Here is an 8,321-nt window from a genome sequence, read left to right on the forward strand (position 1 = left end):
GCATTGAGCTCGGTCTGGCGGCGCATGCGCTTGTCGAGCAGCACGGCGATCGAACAGCTCTTGGCGCCCCGCGACAACATCAGCTCGCGGGTAAAGCTCAGCGTCTTCCCCGATTCGAGAATGTCGTCGATCAGCAGCACGTCGCGGCCGGCGACCTCATTGTCGATGTCGCGCAGCACCCTCACCTCGCCGCTGCTGGTGCCGGCGCCATAGCTGGAGATGAAGATGAATTCGACCTCCGGCGACAGGCCGACATCGTGCATGGCCCGGATAAGATCGGCGGCGAAGATAAACGAGCCCTTCAGCACCGAGATCACCAGCAGATCGTGATAGTCGTGTCCGGCAATCTCCTTGGCGAGCTCGAGATTGCGCCGCGCGATCGCCGATGCTGAAAACAGAACCTCGATGTCCTTGCCGCGTACGATGGGCATTGATGGTCTTCCCCGGTGATCGCCTATTCGGCGAAAGTGACCGACACGGTCTTCACACCGTTTCTAGGCACGTCGAGCCGGCTGGCAAAGCCGAATCTTTCGCCAGACGCCAGCGAACGGCCGGATGTCCCCAACGTATAGCGGGTAGTCTGCCCGTCATTGCCGGTCACCCGGATTTCGAGCGGCGGCAACTCCGTCGGTTTCGCACCATCATTGACGGCCTCACCATCGACGAACAGTGCGGCGTTCGGCCCGGTAGCGTCGACGCGTGACGTGACGCCCGAAATGCTGAGCGCCGACGCCTGCGCGCTGGACAGGAACGGCGCCTGGCGCACCAGCGCGTGCCCGCCGGAGACCCAGAACGCGGCCAAGGCAGCGCCGATACCAGCGACCCAGAAGATCGGCCCGCCGCGCGAGGCTGGTAGCCGCTCCGGCGGGGCCTCGGGCTTGCGCAGCATGTCCATGCCCGCGACGGGTGGCATGACGATCGCGCGCGGCAGCGGCGAAACGCTCTCCACGGCAGGCGCAAGGCGCGGCATCACCACGTAGTCGGCATCGACGATGTCGGCGGCCGAACCACGCATGAACCGGTCCGCTGCGGCAATTGCCGCCGGATCGGTCATGATTTCGCCGGAAACCGGGCGCGCGGTTCGATCGTCAGCCATCATGGCCCCAGCATTGCAGCACGTGTTCGCTTTTCGTTTCTTTTGCGTAAACACAAATGGTTAACGCTTCCCCACCGGAGCCCTCGTGACGAGCCGAAAGAGCCCAGAAATTAACCGCCGGTTAACCATGCCGGCCGATGGTCTTTACCCAGAACAGGCCGGCTCGCCGCCGTGCCGAAATTCAGGTCGTCGAAATTGATTCGTTTCGAAAATGTCGGCCTCCGCTATGGCATGGGTCCGGAAATCCTCCGCGACATCTCCCTGCACATCCCGGAGCGCTCCTTCCAGTTCCTCAGCGGGCCTTCGGGCGCCGGCAAGACGACCTTGCTGCGCCTGCTGTTCATGTCGCTGAAGCCGACGCGCGGGCTGATCACCATCTTTGGCAAGGACCGTTCGCGCATCTCGCGCACCGAATTGCCGCATCTGCGCCGCCGCATCGGCGTGGTGTTCCAGGATTTTCGCCTGCTCGACCACATGACCACCTACGAGAACGTCGCGCTGCCGCTGCGCGTGCGCGGGCGCGAGGAGGCGAGCTACCGCACCGATGTCACCGAACTGTTGAAGTGGGTCGGGCTGGGCGAGCGCATGCACGTGCTGCCGCCGGTTCTGTCCGGCGGCGAGAAGCAGCGCGCGGCGATCGCGCGGGCGCTGATCGAGCAGCCGGAAATCCTGCTCGCCGACGAACCGACCGGCAATGTCGATCCGCCTCTGGCGCGACGCCTGCTGCGGCTGTTCATCGAGCTCAACCGGCTCGGCACCGCGGTGGTGATCGCCACCCACGACCTTGGCCTGATGGAACAGGTCGACGCGCGCCGCATGATCCTGGCCGGCGGAAGGCTGGACATCTATGACTGAACTGTCCGCCGAACATTTTGTGGAACGGGAGCAGGACGCCGAGGCGACCGAGGCAAAGCCCCGCGCCCAGCGCAGGATGGCGCCGATCGTGCCGGCGCAGAACATCGCTGGCCGGGCACTGGTCCTGGTGATCGCCATCATGACCTTCCTGTCCTGCCTGACTTTCGGCGCAGTGACGCTGGTGCGCGACACAGCGTCCGTCTGGGAGAACCAGATTTCGCGCGAGGCGACCATCCAGATCAAGCCGGTCGACGGCCTCGACATGGAAGCAGCCCTTACCCAGGCCTCCCAGATCGCCGGGGAATTCCCTGGCGTCAAGACGACCCGGATCATCGACCGCGAGGCGACCGCGAGGCTCCTTGAGCCCTGGCTGGGCTCGGGGCTCAACATCGATGAATTACCCGTGCCGCGCCTGATCATCGTCACCATCGACGAGAACAGCCCGCCCGATTTCGCTGCCATGCGCGCCGCGATCACGCCGAAACTGCCGAGCGCATCGCTCGATGATCACCGCACCTGGGTCGACCGGCTGGTAGCGATGGCCCGCACCACGGTGACCATCGGCATTGCCGTGCTGGCATTGATGCTGTCGGCGACCGTGCTGACCGTGGTGTTCGCGACGCGCGGCGCCATGGCCGGCAACGGTCACATCATCGAAGTGCTGCATTTCGTCGGCGCCGAAGCACGCTTCATCGCGCGCGAATTCCGCCGGCATTTCCTGGTCACCGGCATGAAGGGAGCGGCGGCCGGCGGTGCCGCGGCAGTGCTCGTCTTCATCGTCTTTTCCTGGTGGTCGTCGCGCAATATGGCGACGCCGCAGGCCGACCAGGCGACCGCCCTGTTCGGCAATTTCGCCATCGGTTCGGCAGGCTATCTCGGTGTCGTGTTGATGGTGCTGGTGATCGGCGGACTGACGGCTGCCACGTCCCACGCCACCGTCGTTGCCTATCTCAGCGACATCGATGTCCGCCAGCCGGATGCAGGCTAATTCATGTCGCCCAAAAGTGGAACCGGTTTTGGGACAACGACATAGATAGGACAGGGTGATCACGGATGGAGAATTCACGTAACGCAAAGTGCGTCTTTTACCTACCCAAAGCCGCATTTCAGGATTAACCATATGGCGATGGACGCGCGGGATTCGACCGGTACGGCTGGGCAGATGCCAGTGGTGGTTGCCCGTTCGCATGGCCGCTCCACTGTGAGCCGTCTAAGAGCCGCGTTGCGCCTGTCCGCTCTCTCTGTCCTCATCCTCGCAACATTGTTTGCCGGCGGCTTCGGCTGGTTCGCCAATAAGGTCAGTCACCTGACCACGCCTGCCAATCCGGCCAAGGCGGACGCGATCATCGTGCTGACCGGCGGCCAGTCCCGCCTCGATGCGGCGATGGATCTGCTGGCGTCCGGCAAGGGCGAGCGGCTGCTGATCAGCGGCGTCCATCCTTCGGCCAGCCGCCGCCAGTTGCAGGCGGCGACCGGCGGCGACAAGAAACTGTTCTCCTGCTGCGTCGACATCGACCGCGCCGCGCTCGATACGATCGGCAATGCGGAGGAAAGCGCCAAATGGGTCGAGAGCCACGCCTATGGCACGGTGATCCTTGTCACCAACAATTATCATATGCCCCGCAGCCTGCTGGAAATGGGCAGGCTGCTGCATGGCGCCAAGCTCGAGCCCTATCCGGTGGTCAATTCCAACCTCGACAATGGCGGCTGGCTGACCAAGCCGCGGGCATTGCGCGTGCTGTTCACCGAATACAACAAGTATTTGCTGGCGCTGGCGCGCGGCATCGTGCCGGTCAAGCCGACGCCCAACGGCATCGCACTGGCCGAAACCGCAGCCGGCGGCTGATCATTCCCCTGCGGCCGTGCCCGAATTTCCCCTGAGCCGTGCGATCTCCTGCTCAAGACGTTCGATACGCTTGTCCCGCTCGCCGAGTGCCGCCGCCACGTCGGCTGCCTCGAACCGTTGCGGGATGTGCTGCGGGCAATTGGCATCCCAGGCCGAGACCGTGAACAGGATGACCTGCTCGGGGCGCGCTCTGTAGTCTTGCGGCATCAGTTTCGCCATCAGCTCGGCGTCACTCTCGACGACCCGCGCCGTGCCCCAGATCTTGATGCGCTGGCGGTGCATATAGTCGATCAGGAACAGGAACGCCCTTGGATTGTCGGCCAGATTGCCCTGCGTGATGAACTGCCGGTTGCCGGAAAAATCCGCGAAGCCGATCGTATGTTCATCCAGCACCTTGAGGAAGCCGGCCGGCCCGCCGCGATGCTGGACATAGGGCTGCCCCTCGCCATTGGCGGTCGACAGAAAGACGCTGGTCTGCATTTCGATGAAGGCGGCAAGGTCCGGGGTGATGCCGGCCTGCCAGCCGCCACGCTCCTCGACGCGGGCATAGGACTGACGTGAGCCCTTGCGGGTCTGGATTGCCTTGACGGTCGGCGTGAAGGCGACGTCGCTGGTGAAAGCATGCGCGTTCATCGAAAGCCTCCTTGCGGCAAGATGCTAAAGTCCGAGCTCCGACAGTGTCGGGTGGTCGTCCGGCCGCCGGCCGAGCGGCCAGTGATACTTACGATCGGACTCGCCGATCGGCAGGTCGTTGATGCTGGCGATGCGCAGGCGCATCAGCCCGTGTTCATCGAATTCCCAGTTCTCGTTGCCGTAGCTGCGGAACCATGAACCGCTGTCGTCGCGCCATTCGTAAGCGAAACGCACGGCGATGCGGTTGCCGTGGAAGGCCCAGACCTCCTTGATCAGCCGGTAGTCGAGCTCGCGACTCCATTTGCGCGTCAGGAAGGCCTGGATGGCGTCGCGGCCTTGCAGGAATTCGGCGCGGTTGCGCCAGCGGCTGTCCTTGGTATAGGCGAGCGCAACCCGCGCCGGATCGCGTGAATTCCAGGCATCCTCGGCCATGCGCGCCTTCTGTGCTGATGTCTCGGCGGTAAACGGCGGCAGCGGCGGTCGGGCTTCGGACATGGCAACTCCTTTGTGGGCCATGCTGCGGGCAGGCCGACAGACACAATATAGAGCCTTCCATCATTCAAATGGAGATGACATATTCGTAACCTGTCCTTCCATTTTCCGGAAGAAGCTATGGATCGTCTCGAAGCCATGTCGCTCTTTGTCGCCGCGGTGGAGGCCGGCAGCCTTTCCGCGGCCAGCCGCCGTTTCGGCATTCCGCTGGCGACGGTCAGCCGCAAGATTTCCGATCTCGAGCGCCATCTGAACACACGTCTCCTGAATCGCTCGACGCGACGGCTGACACCGACCGATGCCGGCCAGGCCTATCTTGCCGCCTGCCGCCGCATCCTGGACGAGGTCGGCGAGGCCGAACGCACGGCAGCCGGCGAATACAGCGCGCCGACCGGCGAATTGGCCATCACCGCGCCGGTCGTCTTTGGCCGCCTGCACGTGCTGCCGGTCGTCACCGGCTTTCTCGCCGCCTATCCAGACGTGGACATCCGCCTGACATTGGCCGACCGCATAACCCAGCTGGTCGAGGACCATTTCGATCTCGCCATCCGCATCGGCCAGTTGCCCGATTCGAGCCTGGTCGCCATCGGCGTCGGCGCGATCCGCCGCGTCGTCTGCGCCAGCCCGGCCTATCTTGCCGAACACGGCACGCCGACCACCCCGGAGGATCTGGAAACACACGATTGCATCACCTTCGAGGGACTTGCCTCCGCCGCCAGTTGGAGCTTCACCAAGGGCAAGGCCGAAATCCCGGTTCGGGTCCGCTCGCGGCTTCAGGTCAACACCGCCGAAGCGGCCATCGATGCGGCGATTGCCGGCGTCGGGCTGACACGCGTGCTTTCCTACCAGATCGAAGCCGCGCTGCGGTCCGGCACGCTGCGCATCCTGCTGCAGGAGTTTGAGCCAAAGCCATGGCCGGTAAGCCTGGTGCATGCGGGCCACGGCCTGCTGCCGGTCAAGCTGCGCGCATTCCTCGATTTTGCCGCCCCGCGCCTGAAGGAGCGGCTGGCGCGGCTGATGTAGCGGAACCAGGCCAACCCCCATTGGCGACCGTTCTTCGTTGCCAGCCAAAGCGCCCTGCGGCCATTTCCTTTTTTCCCGCGCTTGGTGTAACCAACGCTCACCTCCTCACCGGGCTCCCCCCAAATGCTCTACATCAGATCGCTGACGTTCAATTTCGTCTTTTACGTCAACCTGATCGTCCAGATGATCCTCTGGACCCCATACTATTTCCTGTCGCCCCGGCACCGCGCCTGGTTCGTGCCGAAATTTTGGTCGCGCACCTCGATGTGGCTTTACGACAAGATCGCCGGAACGAAGAGCGAGATCACCGGCCGGGAAAACCTGCCCGAAGGCTCCTTCATCCTGGCCCCCAAACACCAGTCGTTCTGGGATGCGATCGCCTTCTTTCCCTATCTTCACGACCCGCTCTACATCCTGAAGCGCGAGCTCACCTGGATCCCGTTCTTCGGCTGGTACATCATGAAGATGCGCATGATTCCGGTTCATCGCGGCAGCCGTTCGAAAGCGCTGAAGGCCGTGGTCGCCGCGACCAAGGCGGAGATGGCGCGCAATCCTCGCCAGCTCATCATCTACCCCGAAGGGACAAGACGCGCGCCGGGCGACGAGCCGGCCTACAAATACGGCATCGTCGAAATCTATGCGCAACTTGGCATTCCGGTGGTGCCGGTTGCCCATGTCGCCGGTCTCTATTGGCCGCGTCGAAAATTTCTGCGCTACCCCGGCACCGTGAAGGCGCGCTTCCTGCCGCCGATCCCACCGGGACTGAGCAAGGACGAATTCATGGCCCGGCTGATCGGCGAGACCGAGGCTGCCTGCGACCAGTTCCTGATTGATGCCGCGCGCGGCCCAAACCCGCCTGCCTTGCCGCCGACAGCGGTGAAAAGACTGCAAGAGCTGGACAACGCCGCAAGAACCAAAGCCTGAACCGGAAGTCTCCTGCCGGCAGTTCTCAGCCGAAAACGGCCAGCGCGGTGGTCAACACCAGCGTCGCGGCAAAGACCAGGTTGACGATCCGCGAGGCCGCCGGCCGGCGCAGGAAGCGCGCGAATGCCACTCCCAAGACAAGCCACAGAGCATGGATGGCGACGATCATCAGCGCGAGAGCCATCAGCTTCAGCCATGGACCAAGCTCAGTGTTACCCTGTTTGGGCGAAGCACCGGCGAACACGGCGGCGATTGCCACATAGGCCTTCGGATTGGCGACCGCGAGAAGGAATCCAGCCAGCCATGTTGGACACGAAGCCTCCGCGCCGCGTGCTGCCATGGGCGGCGCCGTGGCGATCTTGAAGGCGAGATAGAGGATGTAGGCCGCCGAGGCGAAAGCCAGCAACGGCGCCAGCTTCGGCATCGAGGTAAGCACCGCCATGACCCCGGTCGCGACAACCAGAAGCACGGCGATCGTGCCCAGGATGATTCCCCAGGCATAGCCCAGCGAGTGGCGCAAACCGAAGGCGGCCCCAACGGCGGTAACGCTTATCGTTGCCGGACCCGGGCTGCCCATGATCACCAGGGCGGCAAGCACGAGCGCGAGAAGTTGCCCCCAAAAGTCCGGCTGCGAAAGAAGCGGCTCAGTCATCTCTCCTCTGTCCTGCCTTGCGCGAAGAGACGGTATGGCAGGACCAGAGTGGCGTCTTGGACGTTCGTGCGAGGCGTCGCGCCTGAAGCTTCAGCCGCTCGCTTTGTCGAGTTCGGCCATGTCGGCGGCGGTCAGTTTCAGCGACGCCGCCCTGATCAGGCTGTCCATCTGTTCAGGCTTGGTGGCGCTGGCGATCGGCGCGGTGACACCCGGCCGCGCAATCACCCAGGCAAGCGCGACTTCCGCCTGCTTGGCCGAATGCCTTGATGAAACCGCGTCGAGTGCCGCAAGGATGCGCATGCCGCGCGCATTGAGATAGTCTTTCACGCCACCGCCGCGCGGGCTTTGACCGAGATCGGCATCGCTGCGGTATTTGCCGCTGAGAAAACCCTTGGCCAGGCTGAAATAGGTGATGACGCCGATGTCCTCGGCCACGCACAGATCGCGCAACGGCCCATCGAAGGACGAGCGATCGTAGAGATTGTATTCCGGCTGCAGCACCTCGTAGCGCGACAGACTGCGCAAGCTCGCCACATCGAGTGCGGCACGCAACTGGCCGGCGTCGAGATTCGAACAGCCGGCATAGCGGATTTTGCCCTTGGCGAGCAGCTTCTCGTAGGCGCCAAGCGTTTCTTCATAGGGCGTTGCGGGGTCCGGCCAGTGCGACAGATAGAGATCGATGACTTCGGTCTGCAGCCGCTTCAGCGATGCGTCGACGGCCTTTTCGATGTATGCGGCGGACAGGTCCTTGTGCCCCTGCCCCATATCCGAACCGACCTTCGTGATCACCACGACCTTGT

Annotated in this window: 11 protein-coding genes; 5 read left to right on the top strand and 6 right to left on the bottom strand. The window is 63.7% G+C overall.

The genetic code is table 11. From position 1 onward, the window contains the following. Both EN906_RS14360 and EN906_RS14365 read right to left on the bottom strand, forming a co-directional pair. Positions 1–431 (bottom strand): phosphoribosyltransferase family protein (locus tag EN906_RS14360; RefSeq protein ID WP_127375228.1); only part of this gene is annotated, 431 nt, incomplete at its 3' end. A 23-nt stretch (positions 432–454) separates the two neighbouring features. Continuing rightward, complete coding sequence (locus tag EN906_RS14365; RefSeq protein WP_127271081.1) at positions 455–1,099, bottom strand: hypothetical protein; 645 nt, start codon at positions 1,097–1,099, stop codon at positions 455–457. A 192-nt stretch (positions 1,100–1,291) separates the two neighbouring features. Here EN906_RS14365 and ftsE point away from each other — a divergent pair, with 192 nt between their 5' ends. The 3 genes from ftsE (at position 1,292) to EN906_RS14380 (ending at position 3,797) form a co-directional block, all read left to right on the top strand. Continuing rightward, positions 1,292–1,951: a cell division ATP-binding protein FtsE gene (gene ftsE / locus EN906_RS14370; RefSeq protein WP_010911739.1), complete on the top strand. Its 660-nt coding sequence runs from the start codon at positions 1,292–1,294 to the stop codon at positions 1,949–1,951. Next, positions 1,944–2,939, top strand: a complete 996-nt coding sequence (locus EN906_RS14375; RefSeq protein WP_027038121.1) for an ABC transporter permease — start codon at positions 1,944–1,946, stop codon at positions 2,937–2,939. Before ftsE ends, EN906_RS14375 begins: the two co-directional genes overlap by 8 nt. Positions 2,940–3,071: 132 nt before the next feature. After that, entirely contained in the window at positions 3,072–3,797 is a 726-nt protein-coding gene (locus tag EN906_RS14380; RefSeq protein WP_127270825.1) for a YdcF family protein, read from the top strand. Here the strand turns inward: EN906_RS14380 and EN906_RS14385 are convergent, their stop codons facing one another. Both EN906_RS14385 and EN906_RS14390 read right to left on the bottom strand, forming a co-directional pair. Continuing rightward, positions 3,798–4,430, bottom strand: a complete 633-nt coding sequence (locus tag EN906_RS14385) for a pyridoxamine 5'-phosphate oxidase family protein (RefSeq protein ID WP_127270827.1) — start codon at positions 4,428–4,430, stop codon at positions 3,798–3,800. A gap of 24 nt (positions 4,431–4,454) precedes the next feature. Then, complete coding sequence (locus EN906_RS14390) at positions 4,455–4,925, bottom strand: DUF1348 family protein (protein WP_127270828.1); 471 nt, start codon at positions 4,923–4,925, stop codon at positions 4,455–4,457. A 117-nt stretch (positions 4,926–5,042) separates the two neighbouring features. Here EN906_RS14390 and EN906_RS14395 point away from each other — a divergent pair, with 117 nt between their 5' ends. Together EN906_RS14395 and EN906_RS14400 are read left to right on the top strand one after the other, a co-directional pair. After that, positions 5,043–5,945, top strand: coding sequence for a LysR family transcriptional regulator (locus EN906_RS14395; protein ID WP_127271084.1), 903 nt, complete (start codon positions 5,043–5,045; stop codon positions 5,943–5,945). Between the two features lie 123 nt (positions 5,946–6,068). Continuing rightward, positions 6,069–6,869, top strand: a complete 801-nt coding sequence (locus tag EN906_RS14400) for a 1-acyl-sn-glycerol-3-phosphate acyltransferase (protein ID WP_127268948.1) — start codon at positions 6,069–6,071, stop codon at positions 6,867–6,869. Positions 6,870–6,894: 25 nt separating this feature from the next. On the opposite strand, the gene EN906_RS14405 is transcribed toward EN906_RS14400, so the two are convergent. Both EN906_RS14405 and EN906_RS14410 read right to left on the bottom strand, forming a co-directional pair. After that, on the bottom strand, positions 6,895–7,521 hold the full coding sequence (locus tag EN906_RS14405; RefSeq protein WP_127268946.1) for a LysE family translocator: 627 nt from the start codon (positions 7,519–7,521) through the stop codon (positions 6,895–6,897). A gap of 90 nt (positions 7,522–7,611) precedes the next feature. Next, the coding region (locus EN906_RS14410; RefSeq protein WP_164777175.1) for an aldo/keto reductase at positions 7,612–8,321 on the bottom strand (710 nt) is incomplete at its 5' end.

It is taken from the genome of Mesorhizobium sp. M7A.F.Ca.CA.004.06.1.1 (assembly GCF_003999135.1).
Lineage (GTDB): Bacteria > Pseudomonadota > Alphaproteobacteria > Rhizobiales > Rhizobiaceae > Mesorhizobium.

Coding starts and splice junctions, on each gene's coding strand:
- EN906_RS14365 (WP_127271081.1), bottom strand. CDS start 1,099: ATGATGGCTGACGATCGAACCGCGCGCCCGGTTTCCGGCGAAATCATG.
- EN906_RS14375 (WP_027038121.1), top strand. CDS start 1,944: ATGACTGAACTGTCCGCCGAACATTTTGTGGAACGGGAGCAGGACGCC.
- EN906_RS14380 (WP_127270825.1), top strand. CDS start 3,072: ATGGCGATGGACGCGCGGGATTCGACCGGTACGGCTGGGCAGATGCCA.
- EN906_RS14385 (WP_127270827.1), bottom strand. CDS start 4,430: ATGAACGCGCATGCTTTCACCAGCGACGTCGCCTTCACGCCGACCGTC.
- EN906_RS14390 (WP_127270828.1), bottom strand. CDS start 4,925: ATGTCCGAAGCCCGACCGCCGCTGCCGCCGTTTACCGCCGAGACATCA.
- EN906_RS14395 (WP_127271084.1), top strand. CDS start 5,043: ATGGATCGTCTCGAAGCCATGTCGCTCTTTGTCGCCGCGGTGGAGGCC.
- EN906_RS14400 (WP_127268948.1), top strand. CDS start 6,069: ATGCTCTACATCAGATCGCTGACGTTCAATTTCGTCTTTTACGTCAAC.
- EN906_RS14405 (WP_127268946.1), bottom strand. CDS start 7,521: ATGACTGAGCCGCTTCTTTCGCAGCCGGACTTTTGGGGGCAACTTCTC.